At 70.5% G+C, this 24,788-nt stretch carries 22 protein-coding genes; 15 read left to right on the top strand and 7 right to left on the bottom strand.

Translation table 11 applies throughout. The annotated features are described in order from the left end of the window. Positions 1-257: 257 nt before the first annotated feature. Entirely contained in the window at positions 258-1,172 is a 915-nt protein-coding gene (locus tag C3Y15_RS27220; protein ID WP_014722862.1) for a LysR family transcriptional regulator, read from the bottom strand. 104 nt (positions 1,173-1,276) lie between these two features. On the opposite strand from C3Y15_RS27220, the gene C3Y15_RS27215 reads away from it, so the two are divergent. The 8 genes from C3Y15_RS27215 (at position 1,277) to C3Y15_RS27180 (ending at position 8,424) form a co-directional block, all read left to right on the top strand. Then, the gene (locus C3Y15_RS27215) at positions 1,277-2,620 is read left to right on the top strand and encodes a YbfB/YjiJ family MFS transporter (protein ID WP_069246212.1); all 1,344 of its coding nucleotides are present in this window, start codon (positions 1,277-1,279) and stop codon (positions 2,618-2,620) included. 127 nt (positions 2,621-2,747) lie between these two features. Next, complete coding sequence (locus tag C3Y15_RS27210; RefSeq protein WP_059567960.1) at positions 2,748-3,284, top strand: NUDIX domain-containing protein; 537 nt, start codon at positions 2,748-2,750, stop codon at positions 3,282-3,284. Between the two features lie 97 nt (positions 3,285-3,381). After that, positions 3,382-3,819 (top strand): thioesterase family protein, encoded by a 438-nt coding sequence (locus C3Y15_RS27205; protein ID WP_011884432.1) that lies wholly within the window; start codon positions 3,382-3,384, stop codon positions 3,817-3,819. A 19-nt stretch (positions 3,820-3,838) separates the two neighbouring features. Beyond that, positions 3,839-4,777 (top strand): branched-chain amino acid ABC transporter permease, encoded by a 939-nt coding sequence (locus C3Y15_RS27200; RefSeq protein ID WP_045579490.1) that lies wholly within the window; start codon positions 3,839-3,841, stop codon positions 4,775-4,777. After that, on the top strand, positions 4,770-6,023 hold the full coding sequence (locus C3Y15_RS27195) for a branched-chain amino acid ABC transporter permease (RefSeq protein ID WP_059695908.1): 1,254 nt from the start codon (positions 4,770-4,772) through the stop codon (positions 6,021-6,023). The genes C3Y15_RS27200 and C3Y15_RS27195 overlap by 8 nt, the downstream gene beginning before the upstream one ends. Continuing rightward, a complete protein-coding gene (locus tag C3Y15_RS27190) occupies positions 6,020-6,769 on the top strand; it encodes an ABC transporter ATP-binding protein (protein ID WP_011884438.1) in 750 nt (249 codons plus the stop codon). The genes C3Y15_RS27195 and C3Y15_RS27190 overlap by 4 nt, the downstream gene beginning before the upstream one ends. Beyond that, positions 6,766-7,470, top strand: a complete 705-nt coding sequence (locus C3Y15_RS27185) for an ABC transporter ATP-binding protein (RefSeq protein ID WP_011884439.1) — start codon at positions 6,766-6,768, stop codon at positions 7,468-7,470. Before C3Y15_RS27190 ends, C3Y15_RS27185 begins: the two co-directional genes overlap by 4 nt. Positions 7,471-7,677: 207 nt before the next feature. Further along, positions 7,678-8,424 carry a glucose 1-dehydrogenase gene (locus tag C3Y15_RS27180; protein ID WP_059462240.1) on the top strand — a complete coding sequence of 249 codons (747 nt, stop codon included), beginning with the start codon at positions 7,678-7,680 and terminating at the stop codon, positions 8,422-8,424. Positions 8,425-8,471: 47 nt separating this feature from the next. Here C3Y15_RS27180 and C3Y15_RS32435 read toward each other — a convergent pair whose 3' ends face one another. The 5 genes from C3Y15_RS32435 to iolC form a co-directional block, all read right to left on the bottom strand. Next, on the bottom strand, positions 8,472-8,669 hold the full coding sequence (locus C3Y15_RS32435) for a hypothetical protein (RefSeq protein ID WP_224056319.1): 198 nt from the start codon (positions 8,667-8,669) through the stop codon (positions 8,472-8,474). 109 nt (positions 8,670-8,778) lie between these two features. Further along, complete coding sequence (gene iolB, locus C3Y15_RS27170; RefSeq protein WP_059462238.1) at positions 8,779-9,597, bottom strand: 5-deoxy-glucuronate isomerase; 819 nt, start codon at positions 9,595-9,597, stop codon at positions 8,779-8,781. Between the two features lie 45 nt (positions 9,598-9,642). After that, the gene (gene iolE, locus C3Y15_RS27165; protein WP_011884445.1) at positions 9,643-10,572 is read right to left on the bottom strand and encodes a myo-inosose-2 dehydratase; all 930 of its coding nucleotides are present in this window, start codon (positions 10,570-10,572) and stop codon (positions 9,643-9,645) included. A 60-nt stretch (positions 10,573-10,632) separates the two neighbouring features. Continuing rightward, positions 10,633-12,516 (bottom strand): 3D-(3,5/4)-trihydroxycyclohexane-1,2-dione acylhydrolase (decyclizing), encoded by a 1,884-nt coding sequence (gene iolD / locus C3Y15_RS27160; protein ID WP_041493812.1) that lies wholly within the window; start codon positions 12,514-12,516, stop codon positions 10,633-10,635. 88 nt (positions 12,517-12,604) lie between these two features. After that, positions 12,605-14,560, bottom strand: coding sequence for a 5-dehydro-2-deoxygluconokinase (gene iolC, locus C3Y15_RS27155; protein WP_059567964.1), 1,956 nt, complete (start codon positions 14,558-14,560; stop codon positions 12,605-12,607). A gap of 315 nt (positions 14,561-14,875) precedes the next feature. On the opposite strand from iolC, the gene C3Y15_RS27150 reads away from it, so the two are divergent. The 6 genes from C3Y15_RS27150 (at position 14,876) to C3Y15_RS27125 (ending at position 22,106) form a co-directional block, all read left to right on the top strand. Continuing rightward, positions 14,876-15,802: a sugar ABC transporter substrate-binding protein gene (locus C3Y15_RS27150; RefSeq protein WP_011884459.1), complete on the top strand. Its 927-nt coding sequence runs from the start codon at positions 14,876-14,878 to the stop codon at positions 15,800-15,802. Positions 15,803-15,870: 68 nt separating this feature from the next. Continuing rightward, the gene (locus C3Y15_RS27145) at positions 15,871-17,445 is read left to right on the top strand and encodes a sugar ABC transporter ATP-binding protein (protein ID WP_059669433.1); all 1,575 of its coding nucleotides are present in this window, start codon (positions 15,871-15,873) and stop codon (positions 17,443-17,445) included. A gap of 27 nt (positions 17,446-17,472) precedes the next feature. Continuing rightward, complete coding sequence (locus C3Y15_RS27140) at positions 17,473-18,498, top strand: ABC transporter permease (RefSeq protein WP_069246213.1); 1,026 nt, start codon at positions 17,473-17,475, stop codon at positions 18,496-18,498. Positions 18,499-18,626: 128 nt separating this feature from the next. Beyond that, a complete protein-coding gene (locus tag C3Y15_RS27135) occupies positions 18,627-19,640 on the top strand; it encodes a Gfo/Idh/MocA family oxidoreductase (RefSeq protein WP_011884463.1) in 1,014 nt (337 codons plus the stop codon). Positions 19,641-19,791: 151 nt separating this feature from the next. Beyond that, positions 19,792-20,964: a Gfo/Idh/MocA family oxidoreductase gene (locus tag C3Y15_RS27130; protein WP_059462234.1), complete on the top strand. Its 1,173-nt coding sequence runs from the start codon at positions 19,792-19,794 to the stop codon at positions 20,962-20,964. A gap of 257 nt (positions 20,965-21,221) precedes the next feature. Then, positions 21,222-22,106: a MurR/RpiR family transcriptional regulator gene (locus tag C3Y15_RS27125; protein WP_014722874.1), complete on the top strand. Its 885-nt coding sequence runs from the start codon at positions 21,222-21,224 to the stop codon at positions 22,104-22,106. 64 nt (positions 22,107-22,170) lie between these two features. On the opposite strand, the gene C3Y15_RS27120 is transcribed toward C3Y15_RS27125, so the two are convergent. Continuing rightward, positions 22,171-23,691, bottom strand: a complete 1,521-nt coding sequence (locus C3Y15_RS27120; RefSeq protein WP_011884470.1) for a CoA-acylating methylmalonate-semialdehyde dehydrogenase — start codon at positions 23,689-23,691, stop codon at positions 22,171-22,173. A gap of 107 nt (positions 23,692-23,798) precedes the next feature. Between C3Y15_RS27120 and C3Y15_RS27115 the strand changes: the two genes are divergently transcribed. Continuing rightward, positions 23,799-24,734, top strand: a complete 936-nt coding sequence (locus C3Y15_RS27115; protein WP_045579222.1) for a LysR family transcriptional regulator — start codon at positions 23,799-23,801, stop codon at positions 24,732-24,734. The last annotated feature ends 54 nt before the right edge of the window (positions 24,735-24,788 follow it).

Genomic DNA, 24,788 nt, shown 5'->3' with positions numbered 1-24,788 from the left:
GGCCGGTTGGGTTGGGCTAGGCCTGGTAGGGCTCGGTGCGGCCCGGTTCGATTCGGCCCGGCGCGATTCGGCTCGGCTCGCTCGATTCGGCTCGCCCCGGCGCGCCGCGATTCGGCTCAATCCGATCAGGTCCGGTGGTTCGGCTCGTGCCGGCTCGATTCGATTCCGTCCGTCCGGCCGGCTCTGCTCGACTCGACTTGATTCGATTCGGCCAAGCCCAGCCTAGGCCTGCGAAGGCCGCCCGCCGCTTCCCCGCCTCAGACCGGCACAGCCACCGCCGCAGCCCCCGCATCGACCGGCCGACGCGCGCCCTCCGCGAGCGCATCGCGCAGCGCGGCGAGCGCGGCCGACGCGTACCCGTGCCGCCATGCGAGCAGCGTGTCGATGCCTTCGAATTCGACGATCGTATGGGCCGCGACGTTGTCGGTATGCGGCTGCAGCTCGAGCACCGAGTGCGGTGCGACCGCGACGCCCGCGCCGGCCGCGACGCACGCGACGATCGCATGATACGACCCGAGCTCGAGCACGCGCGCCGGCTTCATCCCCTGCGCCGCGTACCATTGCTCGACGTATTTCCGGTACGTGCAGCCGCGCTCGAACGCGACCAGCGTCGGCAGCATCACGTCGCGCGGCGTGCGCACCGGCGGATGGCCGCGCGGCGTCAGCAGCACGAGGTCCTCGCGATAGATCGGCACCGTCTCGAACGTGTCTGGCAGCGTGTCCGGCGCCGGTGGCCGCGCGAACAGCGCGGCGTCGATCTCGAAGTCGCGCACCTTGTCGATCAGCCAGCCGCTCGTGCCGGTGACGAGCTCCAGCGACACGGCCGGCCACGCATGGTGGTAGCGCGCCAGCACGGCCGGCAGCCGGCTCGCGGCCGTGCTCTCCATCGTGCCGAGCCGCAGCCGCCCGCGCGGCGTATCTTCGCGCACCGCGTCGCGCGCCTCGTCGGCCAGCGCGAGCAACCGCTCCGCGTACGGCAGCAGCGTGTGGCCGGCCGGCGTCAGCACGAGCCGGCGGCCGTCGCGCACGAACAGCGCCGCGCCCAGTTCCTCCTCGAGCTGCTTGATGCGCGTCGTCACGTTCGACTGCACGCGATTGAGCTTCGCCGCCGCACGCGTCACGCCGTTCTCGCGCACGACGGCGCGGAAAATCGCCAGCGCGGCCAGGTCCATGGTTCTCTCCGGGAGATAGGTGGATTCTCGATTATTCATTTTTCGAGAAGGGTCGGTCAAGCTACGATGAAGCTCGTCCGATTCCTGTTCCGGCCGCCGCCGCCATGTCCCGTTCCGATGCTCATACCGCCTCCCGTGCCCGCCCGTCAGCCGATGCCGACCGCCGCGCGCGCACGGCCGCGCTCGCCTGCATGGTCGGGCTCGCGGTCGCGCTCGGCGTCGGGCGCTTCGCGTTCACGCCGCTGCTGCCGCTGATGCTCGCCGACGGCTCGATCGGCCTGCGGGCCGGCAGCTGGCTCGCGTCGGCGAACTACGCCGGGTATTTCGTCGGCGCGCTCAGCTGCGCGGCGCTGCCCGTCGCGCCCGCGCGCATGGTCCGGTTCGGGCTGGCGGCCACCGTGCTGCTGACCGCCGCGATGGGCGTCGGCCACCTGCTGCCCGCGTGGCTCGCGGTGCGTTTCGTCGCCGGCGTGGTCAGCGCTTGGACCTTCGTGTTCGTGTCGCAATGGGGCTTGCGGCGGCTCGCCGAACTGCACGCGCCCGAGTGGAGCGGGGTGATCTATGCGGGACCCGGCGTCGGCATCGTGCTGACGGGGCTGATCGGCGGGGCACTTGCCGGCCACCGCGCGGCGCCGGGCTGGCTGGGGTTCGCGGCGCTGTCGGCGCTGCTGTCGGCGGCGATCTGGCGCACGTTCGGCCGCGCGCCGGCACCGGTGGCCCCAGCCGCAGCCGCAGCCGCAGCCGCGTCGGTGGTGCCCACCGCGCACACGCCGGCCGCCGCGGTGACGCCTGCCGCAGTGCCAGCCACCGCCGTGCCGGCCACCGCCGCGCCAGCCACCGCAGTGCCAGCCACCACCGCGCCAGCCCCCACCGCGCCGCCCGACGCACGCCGCCGTCGCGCCGACGCCGCATGGCTCGTCGCGCTGTACGGGATGCCGGGCTTCGGCTACATCATCACCGCGACGTTCCTGCCGGTGATCGCGCGCGCCGCGCTGCCGGCCGGCTCGCCGTGGCCCGACCTGTTCTGGCCGATGTTCGGTGCGGCGCTGATCGTCGGCGCGATCGCCGCCGCGCGGCTGCCCGGCCACTGGGACAACCGCCTGCTGCTCGCCGCCGGCTGCGCGACGCAGGCGCTCGGGATCGCGGCGGGCATCGTGTGGCCGAACGCTGCCGGCTTCTCGATCGGCAGCGTGCTGCTCGGCCTGCCGTTCACCGCGATCACGCTGTTCGCGATGCGCGAGGCGCGGCGCCTGCACGGCGAGCGCGCGGCCGGACTGATGGGCTATGCGACCGCGTCGTACGGCGTCGGCCAGATCCTCGGGCCGCTCGTCGCGGCGCCGCTCGCCGCGCGGTTCGGGTCGTTTTCGCCGGCGCTGTGGGTCGCGGCCGGCGCGCTGCTGGCCGGCGCCGCCGGCTTCGCGGCCCGCGGCGCACGCCCGCGCGCATGAGCGCCGCACGCTCGCCGTCGCACCCTCTGCGGCGCGGGCAAACTCGCTAGAATGAAGCCTTTCCCGCGCCGAGCGGGCGCGCGATGCGGCCGTCAGGCCGCGCCGGCGTCCGCCCAACTCCCGATCGATGACCACCGCCGATTACCGTTTTTGCCCGCAATGCGCGCGTCCGTTGACCGACCGCGCCGATCCCGTCCATGAAGGCGGCCGCGTGCGCCGCGCGTGCCCCGACGACACCTGCGGCTACGTGCACTGGAACAATCCGCTGCCGGTCGTGGCCGCGATCGTCGAGCTCGACGGCAAGATCCTGCTCGCGCGCAACGCGGCCTGGCCGGAAGGGATGTTCGCGCTGATCACCGGCTTCCTCGAGAACGGCGAAACGCCCGAGGACGGCATCGCGCGCGAAGTGTTCGAGGAAACGGCGCTGAAGGCCGAGCAGGTCACGCTCGTCGGCGTCTATGAATTCATGCGCAAGAACGAACTGATCATCGCGTACCACGTGCGCGCGTCGGGCACCGTCGCGCTGTCGCCGGAGCTGCTCGAATACCGGCTCGTCGATCCGCCGCTGCTGCGCCCGTGGCGCGCCGGCACCGGCTACGCGCTGGCCGACTGGATGCGCGCGCGCGGCCTCGACTTCGAATTCGTCGAGCGGGCAGGCCAGTGACGGGCCGCGCCGCCGCCCGTCCATGCTCCGCCGCGTCGCATCGCGCCGTGCCGCCCGCGAGCGTCGCCACGTCATCCTCCCTCTGACCATCACCGCCATGTCCGACAAGCCGCAAGCGCGTTCGCGCGACGCCTATCGCCACTTCCTGCCGATCACGACCCGCTGGATGGACAACGACGTCTACGGCCACGTGAACAACGTCGTCTACTACAGCTACTTCGACACCGTCGTGAACGAATACCTGATCCGCGCCGGCGTGCTCGACGTCGAGCACGGGCAGACGATCGGCCTCGTGGTCGAGACGCAGTGCAACTACTTCGCGCCGCTCGTGTTTCCGCAGTCGGTCGATGCCGGCTTGCGGGTCGCGAAGCTCGGCACGTCGAGCGTGCGCTACGAGATCGGGCTGTTCGCGGCCGGAGAGGCGGCGCCGGCCGCGCAGGGGCATTTCGTGCACGTGTACGTCGATCGCGCGACACGCCGCCCGGTGCCGCTGCCCGACGCGCTGCGCGCGGCGCTCGAACCGCTCGCCCGCTGACCGGCACGCGGTGACGGCGTTGCACGCGTTCGCGCTCGAGGCATTCAACGGCCTCAGCTACGGCTTGCTGCTGTTCATGCTGTCGGCCGGCCTCACGCTGATCTTCAGCGTGCAGGGCGTGCTCAATTTCGCGCATGCGAGCTTCTACATGCTCGGCGCGTACGTGGGCTACAGCATTGCGGCGCGCGCGGGCTTCTGGCCGGCGCTCGTGCTCGCGCCGCTCGCGGTCGGGCTGCTCGGCGCCGGCTGCGAACGCTGGCTGCTGCGCCGCGTGCAGGCGCGCGGCGGCCACACGAGCGAGCTGCTGCTGACCTTCGGCCTCGCGTATCTGATCGGCGAGGCCGCGAAGCTGCTGTGGGGCCTCGCGCCGCTGCCGGCGCCGGTGCCGCCGCTGCTCGACGGCGCGCCGGTGAGCGCGTTCGGCGTCGCGCTGCCGCGCTACCGGCTGTTCATGATGGCGATGTCCGCCGCGATGCTGATCGCGCTCGGCGTCCTGCTGCGCGCGTCGCGCATCGGCCTCGTCGTGCGCGCCGCGCTCACCCATCGTGCGGCCGTCGAGGCGCTCGGCTACGACGTGCCGCGCGTGATGACCGGCCTGTTCGGCGCGGGCACCGCGCTCGCCGCGCTCGCGGGCGTGATCGGCGCGCCGCTCGCGGTGATCGAACCGGCGCTGGCCGAGACCGTCGGCTCGGTGGTGTTCGCGATCGTCGTGATCGGCGGGCTCGGCTCGCTCGGCGGCGCGTTCGTCGCGTCGCTCGCGGTCGGGTTCGCGCAGACCTGCGCGGCGTCCAGCGACACGTCGCTGCGCGATCTCGCGCACTGGGCCGGCGTCGCGCTGCCCGATGGCGTCGCGGCCGTGTCGCTCGCGCAACTCGCGCCGCTGGTCCCGTACCTGCTGCTCGTCGCGGTGCTGGCCGTGCGGCCGCGCGGGCTGTTCGGCGAGCGTGTCGATGGCTAGCCGCATGCCGAACGGCGCGCTGCGCTGGACGCTGTTCGTCGCATGCGCGGTGCTGCCGGCATGGCTGTGGCCGCAGGGCGCGGTACTCGGCTATCTCGCGCAGACGGCCGCGCTCGTCGTGCTCGCGCTGTCGTACAACCTGCAGCTCGGCACGACCGGGCTGCTGTCGTTCGGCCATGCGGCCGTCGCCGGCGTCGGCGCGTTCGCCGCCGCGCACTGGTTCAATCGGGTGGGCGCTCCGCTACCGCTGCTGCCGCTCGTCGGCGGCGTGGCCGGCGCGGCGTTCGGCTGCGTCGCCGGCCTGCTCGCGACGCGTCGCGCGGGCACCGTGTTCGCGATGATCACGCTCGGCATCGGCGAGTGCGTCGCGGCGGCCGCGTGGAGCGTGCCCGCATGGTTCGGCGGCGTCGGCGGCGTGCCGATCGACCGCGCGGGCGGCACGCCGTGGGGCGGCTGGCAATTCGGCGCGCCGACGCACGCATACGCGCTGATCGCCGCATGGTGCATCGGCTCGGCGCTGGCGATGTACGCGCTGACGCGCACGCCGCTCGCGCGCCTCGCGAACGCGGTGCGCGACAACCCGGCGCGCGTCGCCGCGCTCGGCACCGAGCCGCGCCACGTGCGGCTCGCGATGGTCACCTGCGCCTCGTTCTTCGCGGGCGTCGCCGGCACGCTGACGCTGATCGACGTCGAGATCGCGACGCCCGACAGCGTGTCGATGGCGCGCTCCGCGACCGTGCTGATCGCCGCGGTGATCGGCGGCACCGGCACGTTCTTCGGGCCGGCGCTCGGCGCGGTGGTGCTGACCGCGCTCAGCGTGGTCGTCGCCGGCGTGTCGCGCGCGTGGGCGCTGTATCTCGGCGTGCTGTTCGTCGCGGTCGTGGTCGCCGCGCCGCGCGGGATCGCGGGCGTCGCGCAGGCCTGCGCGCACGCGTGGCGCCGCGGCGCGCCGGCCGTCGAGCGCTGGCGCATGCTGTGCGGCGTCGGCGCGGGCGCGTTCTGGGCGATCGCGATCGTCTGCGCGGCCGAGCTCGGTTACGCCTGGCGCTTCGCGCAGGACGACGGCGGCGGTAGCGCGTTCGGCGCATGGCGGATCGACGCCGACGCGCCGGCCGGCTGGGCCGTCGCCGCTTCGGCGGCCGGCATCGGCATGCTGCTGTGGGGCTGGCGCGCGCGGCTCGCGGGCCGCGCGCACGATGTGCCCGATGCGCCGGATGCGCCCGATGCGCGCGAGGACGGCCGATGAACGGCGATGCGATCGCACTGCACGGCATCGTCCAGCGCTTCGGCGCGCAGACCGTGCTCGACGGGATCGACCTGAGCGTGCCGAGCGGCGAGCGTCACGCGCTGATCGGGCCGAACGGCGCCGGCAAGTCGACGCTGTTCGGCGTGATCGCCGGCGCGACGCGGCCGACCCGCGGGCGCGTCGTGCTGCACGGCGTCGAGTTGCGCGGGCGCGGCCCGGTCGTCGCGAGCCGGCTCGGCATCGGCCGCAGCTTTCAGCAGACCAGCGCGTTCGCGCAACTCAGCGTGTTCGACAACCTGCGTTGCGCGGCGCTGCACGCGCCGGCCGAGCGGCGCCGCTGGTGGAACCGGCTGCGCGAGTCGCCGTCCGTCGATCGCGCGGCCGCGCGCGTGCTGCACGACGTCGGCCTCGATGCGTGGCACGCGACGCGTGCGGGCGAGCTCGGCTACGCAGAGCAGCGCGCGCTCGATCTCGGCATCGCGCTCGCGAGCGGCGCGCGCACGCTGCTGCTCGACGAACCGACGGCCGGCATGAGCCGCGACCAGGCGGCGCGGATGCTCGCGCTGATCCGCGCGACCACGCAAGGCCGCACGGTGCTGATGATCGAGCACGACATGGACGCGGTGTTCGGCTTCGCCGAGCGCATCACGGTGCTCGTGCGCGGCGCGGTGGTCGCGACCGGCGCGCCCGACGCGATCCGCGCCGATGCCGCCGTGCGCGCCGCGTATCTCGGTGACGGCGCATGAGCGCGCTGCTCGACATCCGCGGCCTGCGCGCATGGTATGCGCTGCAGCCCGTGCTCGACGGCGTCGATCTCACGCTCGCCGCGGGCGAGACGCTCGCGCTGCTCGGCCGCAACGGCTCGGGCCGCTCGACGCTCGCGAAGGCCGTGATGGGGCTCGTGCGCACCGCGGGCTCGGTGCGCATCGACGGCGTCGAATCCGCGGGCGCGCGCACGTTCGAGATCGCGCGGCGCGGCGTCGCGTACGTGGCCGAAAGTCGCGACGTGTTTCCGCTGCTCAGCGTGCGCGACAACCTGCGGCTCGGCTTGCGCGGCATGCGCGGCGCGGCCGGGCGCGCCGCGCTCGACGCGCTGCTCGAGCGCTTTGCGCTGCTCGGCGCGCGCGCCGACGTGAAGGCCGGCCGGCTGTCGGGCGGCGAGCAGCAGGTGCTCGCGCTGGTGCGCGCGCTCGCCGGCCGGCCGCGCGTGCTGATCGTCGACGAGCCGGCCGAAGGGCTCGCGCCGCGCGCCGTCGACGAAGTCGGCGCGTGCCTCGCCGCGCTGCAGGCCGACGGCGTCGCGATCCTGCTGATCGAGCAGCGGCTCCAGCTCGCGCCGCGGCTCGCGCAGCGCGTCGCGGTGATGGGGCGCGGACGGATCGTCCACGACGGCGCGCTCGCCGAACTCGGCGGCGACGTCGTCAGCGCGTGGTTGAGCGCCGGTTGATGCCCGACCGGGCCACCGAGCCCCGACCGAGCCCCGACCGAGCGCACGCGCGTTGCGCCGATTGTTCGTCAAACCCCGCCAGTCAATTCGCGTCGAGCCGCTTTATCGCGGCGGCCCAAACCGCGAAGATTGCCAGCAAGGACGGTGCAGCGCATCGCGCGTAACCGGTACCCATCCATCGAAGTCTTCCGATCGAGGAACGAAATCATGAGCAAGCTGGCAGGCAAGGTCGCAATCGTCACGGGCGCATCCAAGGGCATCGGCGCAGCAATCGCCAAGGCGCTGGCCGCCGAAGGCGCGTCGGTCGTCGTCAACTACGCGAGCAGCAGGGCAGGCGCCGACGCGGTCGTCGGCGCGATCGTCGAGGCGGGCGGGCGCGCGGTCGCCGTCGGCGGCGACGTGTCGAAGGGCGCGGATGCGCAGCGCATCGTCGACACCGCGATCGAGACCTATGGCCGTCTCGACGTGCTGGTCAACAACTCCGGCGTGTACGAATTCGCGCCGATCGAAGCGATCACCGAAGAGCACTATCGCCGGCAGTTCGACACCAACGTGTTCGGCCTGCTGCTGACGACGCAGGCGGCCGTCAAGCATCTCGGCGAAGGCGCGAGCATCATCAACATCAGCTCGGTCGTGACGAGCATCACGCCGCCGGCGAGCGCCGTGTACAGCGGCACCAAGGGCGCGGTCGACGCGATCACCGGCGTGCTCGCGCTCGAACTCGGCGCGCGCAAGATCCGCGTGAACGCGATCAACCCGGGGATGATCGTGACCGAGGGCACGCATGCCGCGGGCATCACCGGTTCCGATCTCGAAGCACAGGTGCTCAGCCAGACGCCGCTCGGCCGCCTCGGCGAGCCGAACGACATCGCCTCGGTCGCCGTGTTCCTCGCGTCGGACGATGCGCGCTGGATGACCGGCGAGCACGTGGTGGTGAGCGGCGGGTTGAACTGACCGGCGCGCGGGATCGCGCGAACGGTGCGCGTGCGCCGTTCGCGCCTTTATGCGTCGACGCGCACCGTGATGCGCGCATCGCCAGCGCGGTCGCGCCGACGTGCCGCCGCAAACATTCGACGACGCGCGAGTTCGCCGATTCGACGCGCGACGGCCGCATTGAAGTGCGGCAGCGCCGGGCTCGACGCATCGTCGTCGAACGCATCGAGCGCGTGCGATGCGAGACGAAAGCTGGTCGTCATCATGACGGCTCCGTAGCATTGCCGGCTGCGCAGGCTCATGCGCATACCGGCCGTCCCATCGTCACGGGCCGCACAGCCCACGTTCCATTCACTGCTCGGACGTTTCCGCACGTCAGCGCTTCGGCGCCGCATCGAGCATCCACTCGTGCGCGGGATCGTTCTTGAACGCCCATGCGCGGCTCGGGCCGGCCATCACGTTCAGGTAGTACAGGTTGTAGCCGTGCGGCGCGACCACCGGGTGATAGCCGCGCGGCACCATCACCACGTCGTGGTTCTCCACCACGCAGGCCTCGTCGAGGCTGCGATCGTCGGTGTACACGCGCTGGAACGCGAAGCCTTGCGGCGGATCGATCCGGTGGTAATAGGTTTCCTCGAGCGAGGTCTCGTCGGGCGCCGCGTCGCGATCGTGCTTGTGCGGCGGGTAGCTGCTCGAATGGCTCGCGGGCGTGACCACCTCGACGACGAGCAGGCGGTCCGCCGCCGGGTTGTCGCCCATCAGGATGTCGCACACGTAGCGCGTGTTGGTGCCTTGCCCGCGCACCGCGCGGCGCATCCGTTCGCCGTCGAGCCGCTGCACCTGCTTGTCGCCGCTCACGCACGGCGCGGTGCACAGCGCGACTTCCGCGTCGCGCGTCGCGACCAGCGTGACGGTCTTGCCGCCGGGCACGTACAGCGCGTCCGGCGACACGTCGTCGAACACGCTGTCGCGCTTGCCGAGCGCGTCGTACATGTGGCCGTCGACCTCGGCGCGCACCGTGCCGGTCAGCACGACGACGCACAGCTCGCGCGCGCCGGTGTCGAGCGTTTCGGTGTCGCCGGCGCGCAGGCGCAGCGCGCGAAAGCCGACGTGCTGCCAGCCGGCTGACTCCGGCGTCACGTTGCAGATTTCGCGCTCGGGCGACGCCTTGACCAGCAGGGGAGAAATCGTCATGGAGTGGTCCTCGTTCAGATGACGGTGCGCGTTGTACGGGAGCGCTCAGGCGCTCAGCCGTTCGACGATCGCGCGCAGCGTGTCGTAACCCTTCTTCGCATACTGATAGCTCGGCGCGACGGCCGGATCCTGCTCGGCCTCGACCACCAGCCAGCCTTCGTAGCCGGCGTCCCGCAGCGTGCGCAGCGTCGCTTCGTAATCGAGCGCGCCGTCGCCCGGCACCGTGAAGGTGCCGTTGATCACGCCGTTCAGGAAGCTCCAGCCGCCGTTGCGCGCCTGCGTGACGACCTGCGGCCGCACGTCCTTGCAGTGCACGTGCACGACGCGTGCGACGTGCTTCTTCAGCAGCGCGACGGGGTCGGCCGCGCCGCCGAAGTACGCGTGGCCGGTGTCGAACAGCAGGAACACCCTGGCTGGATCGGTCAGCGCCATCAGGCGGTCGACGTCGGCCGGCGACTCGACGTACGCGCCCATATGGTGGTGGTACGCGAGCTTGATGCCGTAGGTGTCGAGCAGGTGCGCGCCGAACGCGTCGAGCCGGGCCGCATAGCGCTGCCACGCTTCGTCGTCGACGAAGCGCGGCCGCTTCGCGACCGGCGTGTCGATGCTGCCCTGGATCGTGCCCGCGCATTCGCCGTAGACGACCACCTTCACGTCGTTGTGCTGCAGCTTCGTCAGGTGCGCGCGGCAGCGCTCGATCTCGGCGGCGACCGCATCGGCATCGGTCATGCCCGGCGCGACTTCCGCGAGGAATCCGGAATACCAGCCCGACACGCACACGAGGCCGAATTCCGCGAGCTTCGCTTTCAGCTCGGGGCCGGTCTTCGGAAACTTGTTGCCGAGCTCGAAGCCCGCATAGCCGATCTCGGCGCCTTCCTTCAGCGCCGTCTCGAGCGGCGTCTCGCCGCCGAGCGACGGCAGGTCGTCGTTCATCCACGACAGGGGATTGATACCGATGCGAACGTTCCAGCTCATCACGTGCGTTCCTGGGTTAGAAGGTCGAACAGGGGTTTCACCGTTGCAGGCGAGGCGACGTCAGCGCCGCTGCCGGGTTTTCGCGTCGAGATACATACGGTGCGCGCGTTCGACGCCGTCGCGGGCGGACACCTGCGGCACCGCGACTTCCCACCATGCGCCGCCGTCGGCGGTCGTGCGCGCGTGCGTCGTGTCGATCACCAGCACCTGGCTCGTCCTCGCCGCGCGCGCCCGCGTCAGTTCGCGGCGCAGCTCGGCCACGTCGCGCACGTGCACGGCTTCGGCGCCCATCGCACGCGCATGCATCGCGAAGTCGATCGTCGAGCGCGCGCCGCCTTCCGGCACGCAGTCGTCGAGCATGTTGTTGAAGCTCGCGCCGCCGCAGCTCAGCTGCAGCCGCTCGATGCAGCCGTAGCCGCGGTTGTCGAGGATCACGACGATGATCTTGCGGCCTAGCATCACCGACGTCGCGAGTTCCGCGTTGAGCATCATGTACGAGCCGTCGCCGACGATCACGATCACTTCGCGCTCGGGCCGCGCGAGCTTCGCGCCGAGGCCGCCGGCGATTTCGTAGCCCATGCACGAGTACGCGTAGTCCATGTGATAGTTGCCCGGCACGCCGCTGCGCCACAGCTTGTGCAGCTCGGCCGGCAGCGTGCCGGCCGCGCACACGACCAGATCGTCGCGCGCGCTGTCGCGTCCGGCGTCCGCCGCCGAATCGCGGACCGCGCCGATCACCTCCGCGTCGTACGGCAGCGTGTCCTGCGGCACGTGCGTGGTCAGCTCGGTCACGCGCGCGTTCCACGCGGCCGCGTGGTCGCGGTTCGTGGCGGTCCAGCCCGCGTCGGCGCGCCAGCCCGCGAGCGCCGCCGACACCTGGCCGAGGCCCGTGCGCGCATCGGCGATCAGCTGCCGGCCGCGTTTCTTGCCCGCGTCGAACGGCTGCACGTTCAGGCTCAGCAGCGTCGCGTCGCCGAACAGCGCATGCGAGCCGGTGGTGAAGTCCTGCAGACGCGTGCCGACCGCGAACACCACGTCGGCCTGCGCGGCCGCGCGATTGGCGGCGGGCGAGCCCGTCACGCCGATCGCGCCGAGATTCAGCGGATGGTCCCACGCGAGGCTGCCCTTGCCGGCCTGCGATTCGGCGACCGGCACGCCGTGCGTCTCGGCGAACGTGCGCAGCGCGTCCCATGCCTGGCTGTACAGCACGCCGCCGCCGGCGACGATCAGCGGCCTTTGCGCAGCCTTCAGCACGTCGAGCGCATCGGCGAGCTCGAGCGCGTCGGCCGGCGGCCGGCGCATCCGGATCAGCGGCGGCGCGAAGAAATCTGCAGGCCAGTCGTATGCGAAGGTCTGCACGTCCTGCGGCAACGCGAGGCACACGGGGCCGCACTGCGCGGGGTCGGTCATCACCTGGATCGCGCGCGGCAGCGCGACGAGCAATTGCTCCGGCGACGTGATGCGGTCGAAGTAGCGCGTGACCGGCCGGAAGCAGTCGTTCGCGCTGACGTCGCCCTGTTCGAAGTCCTCGACCTGCTGCAGCACCGGGTCGGGCAGCCGCGACACGAACACGTCGCCGGGCAGCAGCAGCAGCGGCAGGCGGCCGACGTGCGCGAGCGCCGCCGACGTCAGCATGTTGGTCGCGCCGGGGCCGATGCTCGACGTCGCGGCCATCATCCGCTGCCGGAAGTTCGCTTTCGCGAACGCGACGGCCGCGTTCGCCATCCCTTGCTCGTTGTGCGCGCGCAGCGTGGGCAGGCGGTCCTTCTCGGCATGCAGCGCTTCGCCGAGCCCGGCCACGTTGCCGTGCCCGAAGATCGCGAACACGCCGCCGCAGTACGGCAGGACGTCGGTGCGGCCGTCCGGCTGGACGACTTCGGCTTGCAGGGCGGCCAGGTAGCGCACGAGCGCCTGGCTGACGGTCAGTCTCACGGTGGTGGTCATCGTCTGTCGATCGGAAGAGTCGGTGAAGTCGGCAAAGTCGGTGAAGTCGCTGAACTCGGGGCAGGGATCGCGCGCACGGCCGGTGCGCTCACGCTGCGGCGGCGCGCGCGGGGTCGCGGCGGCCGAGCCACGCGTCGACGAGCTGCGCGAAATTGGCGGCGACTGCGTCGATCAGCGCGCGGTCGTCGATGCGGCCGGCGAGCCACGCCAGCGACGCGTCGACCCACAGCGAACGCCCGACCATGAAGCCCTTGACGATCGGGTTGGTCGCCGAGCGGAAGCTGTCGACCAGATACTGCAGCGGCTGGTTCAGCCCGAGGATCACCGCGCCGCGGCAATAGCGGTCGCGCTCGGCGACGAGCGACTCGAGCCGCGCCCAGCCGTCGGCGCTCATCGGCGCGAGCTTCCACCATTCGGGCATCACGCCGAGGTTGTAGAAGCGCGCGACGGTGCGCAGCACGGCGTCGTCCTCGGTGCCGGGCGGCGTCACCGCACGCGGCGGAATGATCTCGAGCAGCAGCTCGTTGCCGCTCGCGCGCGTGGCTTCCCACAGCTCGAGCACGCGCTGCTCCTGCGCGACGCGCAGGTCGACGTCGTCGTCGGGGTGATAGTGGACGAGGCACTTGACGACCTGTTCGGTCGGCCAGTGCGTGAGCGTCGAACCGACCGAGCGCGTGTCGTCGAAGCACAGCGGGCGCGAGCCCGGTAGCTCGACCGGGCGGCCGACCCACCAGCCGCGGCCGGTGGCCGCCGCGAGCGCATCGCGCCCGTATGCGCCGCCGTCGATCAGCACGCCGACGTGACCCTCGATGTGGCGCTCGCGCTCGACCTGCTCGGCCGCGCGTACCAGCAGGCGCTTGAGCGTCTTGATCCGCTCCTCGTCCGCGCCGGCCTGCACGGCCAGCTCGTAGAACTGGCTGCGATGGTCGAACGCCATCACGCACAGGTCGTCCCAGTCGCGACGCGGCACCGTCACGCGATGCAGATGCGCGAGCGTGCGATCGGCGTCCACCTGCGGATTGCGGCTGCCGCCGAACCAGTGCGCGAGTTCGGCCGGCGTCGGCATCGCGGCGGAGCACGCGTGACGCGACACCACGATCGCGCCGCACGCGTTCGCGATGCGCGTGGCTTCCGCCCAGTCGCGGCCGCGCAGCAGCCCGGACAGCAAGCCGGACAGGAACGCATCGCCCGCGCCGAGCACGTTCAGCACCTCGACGCGCTCGCCGTGGAAGGTCGGCGCATCGTCGATCCGCGCGGGAACGTCGCCGTCGATCACGCAGCAGCCGAGCGCGCCGCGCTTGACCACCAGCACCGCGCCGCTCGCGCGCCGCACGGCCTCGAGCGACGCGATCAGGTCGTCCGGCGCGCCGCCCGCGATCAGGAATTCCTCTTCGGTGCCGACCAGCAGATCGAATTCGCCGAGCACCTGCTGCAACTGCCGCGTGACCTGCGCGTCGGGCACGTAGCGGTTCTCGCCCGCGCCGCGCGCGGTCAGCCCCCACAGCACCGGCCGATAGTCGATGTCGAGAATCCGCACGACGCCGTGGCGGCGCGCGTAGCCGAGCGCGGTCAGCGACGCCTCGCGGGTCGCCGGCGTCGACAGATGCGTGCCGGTGATCGCGAGCGCGCGGCAGCGGGCGACGAAGCCCTCGTCGATCTCGTCGGCGCGCACGGCCATGTCCGCGCAGTTCTCGCGCACGAACAGCAGCGGGAACGTGTCGCGATCCTTCAGGCCGAGCAGCACCAGCGCGGTGAGGCGCTCCGGATCGGTCTGCAGCTGGCTCGTGTCGCAGCCCTCGCGCTCGAGCGTCTCGCGCACGAAGCGGCCCATCTGCTCGTCGCCGACGCGCGAGATCATCGCGGTCTTCAGCCCGAGGCGGGCGACGCCGAACGCGACGTTGCCCGACGAGCCGCCGAGGTACATCTGGAAGCTGCGCGCGTCCTCGAGGCGGCTGCCGTACTGCTGCGCGTAGAGGTCCACGGCCACGCGGCCGAGGCAGGCGAGATCGATGGGGCGGTCAGTCGGAAAGTTCAACGGGCTCATATCACGTATCACGCTCGCGGCCGGCGCGCGACGCGGCCGGCTGTTGGGGGATCGATCGGGCGACGATGCTCGGCCGCCTGCACGGCCCGGCGCGAACGCGCCTGCCGCAACGAATCGGGCTACGGAACGGAGTCTAGACTTTTTGGAAATCCTGTTCCCTAGGTGAAATCACGTAGAAATAAATTTCCAAATTCGCGACGAAGTGATCTACAGTTTCATCCGGATGCTTCAGTCCCGATCGGACCAGATCGGACTCGGCCCGGCGGCGCGCAACGCGCCGTCTTCCGCCCCCGGAGATGAGGAGACAGAGTGATCATGAAGACCAAGCTGATGGCCGCCGCGGCCGCCGCGATCCTGGCGATGCCGCTCGCGCATGCCGAGAAGATCGGCGTGACGATGGCATCGTTCGACGACACGTTCCTGACGATCCTGCGCAACAGTATCAGCGACGCGGCGAAGAAGGACGGCGCGACGGTGCAGATCGAGGACGGCGGCAACGACGTCGGCAAGCAGTTGAGTCAGGTGCAGAACATGATCGCGCAGAAGGTCGACGCGATCATCGTGAACGCGGTCGACACCGACGCGACGCCGAAGATCACCAAGATGGTGACGGCCGCGAAGATCCCGCTCGTCTACGTGAACCGCAAGCCGGTCGACTTCGACAAGCTGCCGGCCGGCGTCGCGGTGGTCGCGTCCGACGAGAAGCAGTCGGGCACGCTGCAGGCGCGCCAGGTGTGCAAGCTGCTCGGCGGCAAGGGCGACATCCTGGTGCTGATGGGCGAGCTGTCCAACGAGTCGGCGCGCGCGCGCACCAAGGACATCGAGGACGTGATCGCGACGAAGGAATGCGCCGGCATGAAGATCGTCGACAAGCGCGAAGGCAAGTGGAGCCGCACGCAGGGCCAGGACATCACGATGAACTGGCTGAGCTCCGGCGCGAAGTTCGATGCGATCGTGTCGAACAACGACGAGATGGCGATCGGCGCGATCAACGCGCTGAAGGCCGCGCGCAAGCTGACGCCGAAGACGGTCGTCGCGGGCATCGACGCGACGCCCGACGGGCTCGCCGCGATGAAGAGCGGCGACCTGAAGGTGTCGGTGTACCAGAACGCGGCCGGGCAGGGCGCGCAGGCGGTGGCCGCCGCGCTCAAGCTCGCGAAGAAGCAGCCGGTCGAGCGCTTCGTGAACGTGCCGTTCGAGCTGGTCACCCCCGAGAACATGAGCCAGTACGCGAAGCACTGACCGGTTTTTCCGCTGAATTGCGCCTGCCCGGCCGGTCCGGGCGCGCGTGCGACTTGCGAGGAACGTCCATGTTTACTGCCAGGATGGCGCGCTCGATGGCCAGCGAAAGCGCGCCGGCCGCGTCGTCGCCCGCATCGGCCGGGCCCGTTGCGGCCGCGTCCGACTGCCTGCTCGAAGTGCGCGGCGTCGGCAAGTCCTTTCCCGGCGTCGTCGCGCTCGACGGCGTGCAGTTCCGCGTGCGGCGCGGCACCGTGCATGCGCTGATGGGCGAGAACGGCGCGGGCAAGTCGACGCTGATGAAGATCATCGCCGGCGTCTACACGCCCGACCGCGGCGAGATCCTGATCGACGGCGAGCCGGTCGTGCTGAACGGGCCGCTCGATGCGCTCGAGCGCGGCATCGCGATGATCCATCAGGAACTGAACCTGATGCCGTACATGACGGTCGCGGAGAACATCTGGATCCGTCGTGAACCGAAGAACCGCTTCGGCCTGATCGATCACGCGGAGCTGCGCCGCCGCACGGCCGCGCTGTTCGAGCGGCTGTCGATCGACATCGACCCGGAAGCCGACGTGCGCACGCTGACCGTCGCGAGCCGGCAGATGGTGGAGATCGCGAAGGCCGTATCGTTCGACTCGGACGTGCTGATCATGGACGAGCCGACCTCCGCGCTGACCGACAAGGAGGTCACACACCTGTTCCGGATCATTCGGCAGCTGCGCGAGCAGGGCAAGGGCATCGTCTACATCACGCACAAGATGAACGAGCTGTTCGAGATCGCCGACGAGTTCTCGGTGTTCCGCGACGGCCGCTACATCGGCACGCACGCGTCGAGCGACGTCACGCGCGACGACATCATCAGGATGATGGTCGGCCGCGAGATCACGCAGATGTTTCCGAAGGAGACGGTGCCGATCGGCGACGTCGTGCTCGCGGTGAAGAACCTCGGCGTCGACGGCGTGTTCGGCGACGTCAGCTTCGAGCTGCGCGCGGGCGAGATTCTCGGCGTCGCGGGGCTGGTCGGCTCGGGCCGCTCGAACGTCGCCGAGGCGCTGTTCGGCGTCGTGCCGGCGACCTCCGGCGAGATCCTGATCGACGGCAAGCCGGTGCGCATCGCGACGCCCGCGCAGGCGATGAAGCACGGCATGGCGTTTCTCACCGAGGATCGCAAGGACAGCGGCTGCTTCCTCAATCTCGACCTGCTCGCGAACATGGAGGCGGCGGTGCTCAGCAACCGCTACGTGAAGTTCAATTTCGTGCAGCAGGCGCAACTGCGGCGCGATTGCGAGGCAATGAGCCGGATGCTGCGCGTGAAGGCGCCGGGGCTGCACGAGGAGATCCAGAACCTGTCGGGCGGCAACCAGCAGAAGGTGCTGATCGGCCGCTGGCTGTTGACGCAGCCGCGCATCCTGATCCTCGACGAGCCGACGCGCGGCATCGACGTCGGCGCGAAGGCCGAGATTCACCGGCTCGTCAGCGCGCTCGCCGCGAAGGGCGTCGCCGTGCTGATGATCTCGTCGGAAATGCCGGAGGTGCTCGGCATGAGCGATCGCGTGATGGTGATGCACGAAGGCCGGATGACCGGCATCGTCGAACGCAAGGACGCCGACCAGGTCCGCATCATGGACCTCGCGTCGCGCTGACCTGCAACCAAGCATGGAGACAAACAGATGGGCAACCTGAATCCGGTCGCGGACGCGCAGTCCATGACGATCAAGACGCGGCACGCGAAGTGGCCGCCCGAGCTGAGCATCTTCCTGGTGCTGGTGGGCATCAGCCTGTTCTTCGAGGTGATCGGCTGGCTCGTCGTCGGCCAGAGCTTCCTGTTCAACGCCGAGCGGCTCGAGATCATCGTGCTGCAGATGGCCGTGATCGGCATCATCGCGGTCGGCGTGAACCTCGTGATCATCACGAGCGGGATCGACCTGTCGTCGGGCTCGGTGGTCGCCGCGGCGGCCGTCGTGTCGGCGAGCCTCGCGCAGGTGTCGGACTTTCCGCGCGCCGTGTTCCCGCATCTCACCGACCTGCCGATCGTCTGGCCGGTGCTCGCCGGCGTGTGCGTGGGGCTGCTGGTCGGCCTGCTGAACGGCTCGCTGATCGCGCTGACCGGCATCCCGCCGTTCATCGCGACGCTTGGCACGATGGTCGCCGCGCGCGGCTTCGCGAAGTGGTTCACCAACGGGATGCCGGTGTCGATGCTCACCGACCAGTTCGCCGCGATCGGCGCGGGCGCGAACCCGGTGATCATCTTCGTCGTGGTGGCCGCGATCTTCCACGTCGTGCTGCGCTACACGCGCTTCGGCAAGTACGCGTATGCGATCGGCGCGAACCGCCACGCGGCCGTCGTGTCGGGCATCAACGTGACGCGCCATCTGGTGTTCGTCTATGCGATCGCGGGGCTGCTGAGCGGCATCGCCGGCACGGTGACGGCCGCGCGGGCGATCTCCGGGCAGTCGGGCATGGGCGTGATGTACGAGCTGGACGCGATCGCGGCCGTCGTGATCGGCGGCACGTCGCTGTCGGGCGGCCTCGGCCGCGTGACGGGCACCGTGATCGGCGTGCTGATCCTCGGCGTGATGACGTCGGGCTTCACGTTCATCCGCATCGACGCGTACTACCAGGAGATGGTGAAGGGGGCGATCATCGTCGCGGCCGTGATCGCCGACCAGTATCGCAACAAGAAGTCGCGCCGCTGAACGGCGGCATGCGAGGCCGCATGCGTGCGGCGCGCCGCGCAACGGCTTCGGCGCGGCGCGCAGATCGACGATCGAACCGGCGCGGCATGGGTCGCGCCGTTGAACAACGATAGACCGGAGATAACAGGATGACCTTGCAAATCGGCGTGATCGGCTGCGGCGCGATCGGCCAGGACCATATCCGCCGGCTCACGCGCACGCTGTCCGGCGCGCGCGTGGTGGCCGTCAACGACATCGACCCGCAACAGGCGCGCGACGCCGTGACGAAGTACGGGCTCGACGCGGAGATCTACGGCGACGGTCACGACGTCGTCGCGGCCGCGGACGTGCAGGCGCTGCTCGTCACGTCGTGGGGGCCGACGCACGAGGCGTTCGTGCTCGACGCGATCGCGCACGGCAAGCCGGTGTTCTGCGAGAAGCCGCTCGCGGTGACGGCCGACGGCTGCATGCGCATCGTCGAAGCCGAAGTCGCGCACGGCAAGCGGCTCGTGCAGGTCGGCTTCATGCGGCCTTACGACGAAGGCTATCGCGCGCTCAAGCGCGTGATCGACAGCGGCGAGATCGGCGCGCCGCTGATGCTGCATTGCGCGCATCGCAACCAGTCGGTCGGCGAGCGCTATACCACCGACATGGCGATCACCGACACGCTGATCCACGAACTCGACGTGCTGCGCTGGCTGCTCGGCGAGGACTACGCGAGCGCGCAGGTCGTCTACCCGAAGAAGACGCGTCATGCGAGCGCGCATCTCGCCGATCCGCAGATCGTGCTGCTCGAAACCGTGAGCGGCGTGCGCATCGACGTCGAGATCTTCGTGAACTGCCAGTACGGCTACGACATCCAGTGCGAGGTGGTCGGCGAAAACGGCATCGCGAAGCTGCCCGATCCGCCGGCCGTCGGGCTCAAGCATGCGGCACGGCAGTCGGTCGAGATCATGACCGACTGGAAGGAGCGCTTCATCGCGTCTTACGACGTCGAGCTGCAGGCGTTCATCGACGGCGTGCGCGCAGGCGCGCTCACCGGGCCGTCCGCGTGGGACGGCTACGCGGCCGCGGTCGCGGCCGATGCGTGCGTGCGCGCGCAACGCAGCGCGGCGGTCGAGCCGATCGCGATGGCCGAGCGGCCGGCGTTTTATCGCGGCTGAGCGGTGGGGCGACGCAGGCGTGACGGAGTGAGCGGCGTGCTGCTGCAGCGTCGATGTCGATGCAGGCGTTGAGGCGAGCGACTCGCGCCCGCAGTGTCGTGCCCGGCTCACCGCGCTTCAGCACAAGAACACGAACAGGAACACGACAATCATGATCGACGGACAGCTTGTGCTCGGCCATTCGATCCGCTGGGGCATGGTCGGCGGCGGGCTCGGCAGCCAGATCGGCTATAGCCATCGGTCGGCGGCGCTGCGCGACGGCAGCTTTCAACTGGTTGCGGGCGCATTCGATCTCGACGCGGCGCGCGGCCGGCAGTTCGGCGTGAAGCTCGGCGTCGACGCCGAGCGCTGCTATCCGGACTACCGGACGATGTTCGACGCGGAAGCGCAGCGCGCCGACGGCATCCGCGCGGTGTCGATCGCGACGCCGAACAACACGCACTTCGAGATCTGCCGGGCCGCACTGAACGCGGGGCTGCACGTGGTCTGCGAGAAGCCGCTGTGCTTCACGACCGACGAGGCGCAGGCGCTGCAGCGGCTGTCGGTCGAGCGTAACCGGATCGTCGGCGTCGCGTACGGCTATGCCGGCTACCAGATGATCGAGCAGGCGCGCGAGATGATTGCGCGCGGCGATCTCGGCGAGATCCGCATCGTGCAGATGCAGTTCGCGCACGGCTTTCACAGCGACGGCGTCGAAGCGGCGAGCGCGGCCGCGCGCTGGCGCGTCGACCCGAAGTTCGCCGGGCCGAGCTACGTGCTCGGCGACATCGGCACGCATCCGCTGTACCTGTCCGAAGTGATGGCGCCTGAGCTGAAGATTCGCCGGCTGATGTGTTCGCGGCAGAGCTTCGTGAAGAGCCGCGCGCCGCTCGAGGACAACGCGTTCACACTCATGGAGTACGACACCGGCGCGATCGGCTACGTGTGGTCGAGCGCGGTGAACGCGGGCTCGATGCACGGGCAGAAGGTGCGCGTGATCGGCTCGAAGGCGAGCGTCGAATGGTGGGACGAGCATCCGAACCAGTTGCGCTATGAAATCCAGGGGCAGCCGGCGCAGCTGCTCGATCGTGCAATGGGCTATCTGCATCCGCACGCGTTACGCGAAGACCGCATCGGCGCCGGGCACCCGGAAGGGCTGTTCGACGCGTGGTCGAACCTGTATGCGCGTTTCGCGCTCGCGATGGACGCGACCGATCGCGGCGATGCGCAGGCATTGCGGCAGATTCGTTTTCCGGACGTCCATGCGGGCGTCGAAGGCGTGCGGTGGGTCGAGAACTGCGTGCGCTCCGCCGACGCGGGCGGCGTGTGGGTCGACTATCGTTGAGCGGGGGCTTGTGCTGTCCGTGCAGGCGGCAGGTCGGTAAACGCCCCGATCTTTACGCGCTGGCGCTGGCGTTGGACAATCGTTTCGAACGACGCCGCCGGTCGCAGGCAGCAGACGATCGAGCGCGTGGGAGCGGGCGTGCGGCGCGGGCCGTGCCGCAAACGTGATTAAATTCGCCCTTCATGCAGGTATTCAGTGAAGCCCCGGGCCGCGTGCGCAAGCCGCGCGCATCGGGGCCGTCAACTTCGCGCCATCCGATGACTTCATCCGAGAAACCTCCCGCCACCGTCGAGCAGTTCATGCAGCATCTGACGCAGGAATACGACGGCCTCAGCAATCGCCTGAAGGCGATCGCGCGTCATGTGGAAACGCATCGGGACCAGCTTGGGCTCGAAGGCATCCAGTCGCTTGCGCAGGCGTGCGGCGTGCAGCCGTCGGCCGTCGTGCGCTTCGCGAAGCACTTCGGCTTCTCCGGCTTCTCCGAGATGCAGCGGCTGTTTCGCGAGGGGCTCGCGCAGCAGATCGCGCCGGGCCGCGCGTACAACCTGCGCGTGCGCGACGTGATCGAATCGGGCTCGTCGAGCCTGCAGCCCGAGCAGATCGCCGACGAGTTCATCAAGGGCAGCATCGCCGGGATGCAGCAGCTGCGGCAGACGCTCGATCCGCAGGCGCTCGCGCAGGCCGTCGAGCTGCTCGCCGACACGCAGGCGATCTGGATCGCCGGCTCGCGCCGCGCGTTTCCGATCGCCGTCTATCTCGACTACGCGCTGCAGCACACCGACAAGCGCATCGGGCTGTTCAGCGCGCTCGGCAGCATGCATCTCGGCCAGATCCGCTCGGTGCGCGAAGGCGACGTGATGATCGTGATCTCGTTCATGCCGTATGCGGAGGAGACGGTGCAGGTCGCCCAGGAGGCCGTCCAGCGCGGCGCGCGCGTGATCGCGATCACCGACAGCCGGATGAGCCCGCTCGCGCGCGACGCCGAGGTCACGCTGATGGTGCAGGACAGCGCGACGTTCGGCTTTCGCGCGCTGACCGCGACGATGGGCCTCGCCCAGAGCCTGTTCGTCGCGCTCGCGTACCGGCTCGAGCTGTCGTACCGGCCGACCGCCGACGGCGCGCACGGCACGAAAGCCGGTTGATTCCGATTGCCGGTGCGCCGCGCGCCGTCCGCCGGACGCAGCGGCGGAGGGCGCACCGGCCGGCTTACTTCGCGGTCGGCATCGCGAATTCGGCGCCCTTGCCGATGCTCGACGCCCAGCGCTGCATCACCGACTTCTGGCGCGTATAGAAGCGCACGCCTTCCTCGCCATAAGCGTGCATGTCGCCGAACAGGCTCTTCTTCCAGCCGCCGAAGCCGTGCCAGGCCATCGGCACCGGAATCGGCACGTTGATGCCGACCATGCCGACCTGGATGCGCCGCGCGAATTCGCGCGCGATGCCGCCGTCGCTCGTGAAGCATGCGACGCCGTTGCCGAATTCGTGCGCGTTGATCAGGTCGACCGCCGCGCCGAAGTCCTTCACGCGCACGCAGCCGAGCACCGGCCCGAAGATCTCTTCCTTGTAGATGCGCATGTCGGGCGTCACGTGATCGAACAGCGTGCCGCCGGTGAAGAAGCCTTGCTCGCGGCCCGGCACGCGCAGCCCGCGGCCGTCGACCACCAGTTGCGCGCCTTCGCTGACGCCTTGCTCGATGTAGCCTTCGATGCGCTTGAGCGCTTCGCCGGTGACGATCGGGCCCATCTCGACTTCGGGCGACATGCCGTCGCCGATCACCAGCTTGCGCGCCCGCTCCGCGACGGCCGGCACGATCCGGTCGGCCACGTCGCCGACCAGCACCGCGATGCTGATCGCCATGCAGCGTTCGCCGGCCGAGCCGTAGGCGGCGCCGATCAGCGCGTCGACGGCCTGCTCGAGGTTCGCATCGGGCATCACGACGAGATGGTTCTTCGCGCCGCCGAGCGCCTGCACGCGCTTGCCCGACTGCACCGCGCGCTGCTGCACGTAGGCCGCGATCGGCGTCGAGCCGACGAAGCTGACGGCCTGCACGTCCGGATGATCGAGCAGCGCGTCGACCGCGCCCTTGTCGCCCTGCACGACGTTGAACACGCCGGCGGGCAGGCCGGCCTGGGTGAGCAGGTCGGCCATGAACAGCGCGGCCGACGGATCGCGTTCGCTCGGCTTCAGCACGAACGTGTTGCCCGTCGCGAGCGCGACCGGGAACATCCAGCACGGCACCATGCACGGGAAGTTGAACGGCGTGATGCCGGCGACCACGCCGAGCGGCTGGCGCATCGTCCAGTTGTCGATGCCGGTGCTGACCTGGTCGGTGAAGTCGCCCTTGAGCAACTGCGGCACGCCGCAGGCGAATTCGATGATGTCGATGCCGCGCGCGACTTCGCCCTGCGCATCGGAGAACACCTTGCCGTGCTCGGCCGTGATGATTGCCGCGAGCGTGTCGCGGTGCTCGTTCATCAGCTGCAGGAAGCGATGCAGCACGCGCGCGCGGCGGATCGGCGGCGTCGCGGCCCACTCCGGGAACGCGGCGTGGGCCGACGCGACGGCGCGCTGCACTTCGTCGCCGTCGGCGAGCGCGACGCGGCGCACCGCGCGGCCGAGCGCCGGGTTGAGGACGTCCTGGAAGCGGCCGCTGCGGCCGGCGACGGGCGCGCCGTCGAGGTAGTGGCCGACGTCGGCGTCGGACGTGTAGGCGGGAACCGGGTTCATCGTGTCTCCTGGGGGATGGGGGTACGACGGCTAGTCTAGGCAAAGCGGCGGGGCGGGAGAAGGCCGCGAAACTTGATTCACTGTTCAGAATTCTGAATAATCGGTGGATGAATCAGCAAAATGTTCAGGCGCTCTGGCCGCATATCCATTCGTTGACGGTGCTGGCCGCGGCCGGCAGTTTCACGGCCGCCGCGCAGCGGCTCGGCATCAGCAAGGCCGCGATGAGCCAGCGCATCGCCGATCTCGAGAAGGCGGCCGGCGTGCCGCTCGTGCGGCGCACGACGCGCAGCGTGCGGCTCACCGACGCCGGGCAGACGCTGGTCGACAGCACGCGCGACGCGTTCGAATCGATCGGCCAGCACTTCGCGCGCGTGAAGGACTTGGCGGGCGAGCCGCGCGGCCTGCTGCGCGTGACCGCGCCGGTCGCGCTTGGGCGTCAGCAGGTCGTGCCGCACCTGCCCGATTTTCTGCGGCAACATCCGGGCGTGCAGATCGAGCTCGACCTGTCCGACCGGCTGCATTCGCTGACGCAGGAGGGCTTCGACCTCGCGATCCGCCACACCACGACCGCGCCGCAGACGCACGTCGCGTGGAAGCTGTGCGACACGCGCTCGCTGCTGGTCGCGAGCCGCGACTACCTCGATGCGCGCGGCGCGCCGCGCCATCCGTCCGAACTCGTCGACCACAGCTGCCTGTGCTACCTGCGCGACAACGAGCCGGCCGCGTGGAGCTTCGAGCCGCACGGCCGGCGTCGGCAGCGCGTGAGCGTGCCGGTGCGCGGCAGTTTCGCGGCGAACAACAGCGAGGCGATGCGCGAGGCGGCGCTCGGTGGCCTCGGCATCGCGCTGCTGCCGGATTTCAGCGCGCAGCGCGACCTCGACGCCGGCCGGCTCGTCGCGCTGCTCGACGGCTGGCGGCCGTCGGGCGCGTTCGGCGACCACATCTTCGCGATCCGGCCGTACAGCGCGGTCGTGCCGAGCGCGGTGCGCGCGCTGGTGCGGCACCTGCGCGAGCGGCTCGCGGGCGGGTTCGGCGGCGCTTGAGGGGCGATCGGGTCGGGCCGTCGCCGGGCAGCCGGTGAGCATTCGGCGGCATAC

This window comes from Burkholderia sp. B10, from assembly GCF_004368385.1.
GTDB lineage: Bacteria > Pseudomonadota > Gammaproteobacteria > Burkholderiales > Burkholderiaceae > Burkholderia > Burkholderia vietnamiensis.
This window is presented reverse-complemented; position numbering and strand designations above follow the sequence as displayed.